This window comes from Pseudomonas sp. LJDD11 (assembly GCF_024584215.1).
Classification (GTDB): Bacteria; Pseudomonadota; Gammaproteobacteria; order Pseudomonadales; family Pseudomonadaceae; genus Aquipseudomonas.
Genome location: NZ_JANJFL010000126.1, coordinates 1 through 547 on the forward strand (window position 1 = coordinate 1; position 547 = coordinate 547).

General features: G+C 52.3%; 1 pseudogene. It reads right to left on the reverse strand.

Features of this window, described 5'->3' with window-relative positions:
* Positions 1 to 221: 221 nt before the first annotated feature.
* Positions 222 to 547 (reverse strand): annotated as a pseudogene (locus tag NRB16_RS29125) (16S rRNA pseudouridine(516) synthase); the annotation flags it as partial.

The window sequence follows — 547 nt, forward strand, 5'->3', positions numbered from 1 at the left end:
GAAGGCCCATGTCGATCCTAACGATCTGTTCGACAGGTATTGTTATTGGCGGGCTATTTGTCGTGAGCCCGGGGGCTCGGTACGGCAAAAGGTTTCTTAGAATGCGTTGCTGACTTGGCAGTCACATGTGGACTGACGATTGGATTCAAGCAGGCGATCCGGGAACCCGCAAGTGCCGTTCGTAATTGATGTGATCGTTCCGCCGAATGGTCGTGACTTTTTCAGATCGACTGAATTTGTTCGTGGCTCAGGGCCTGATAGCTGCCGGGCTCTAGCTCGGGGGACAGGGCCAGAGGCCACATGCTTTCTCCATGCAGAATCAATACTTTATTGTCGAAATGACCGAACATCCGTTTTACCTGATGGTAACGGCCTTCCACGATACTGAGCCTCGCACAGCGAGGTCCGAGTAGCGTCAGCGTGGCAGGTTGGGTGGTGATGTTCTCGTAGGCAAAGTAAAAACCCTCGGCGAATTTTGCTATGTACCGTTCGTCGATCAGCTGTTCTGTTTCGACGTAATACACCTTGGGTACTTTGGTTTGCGGCT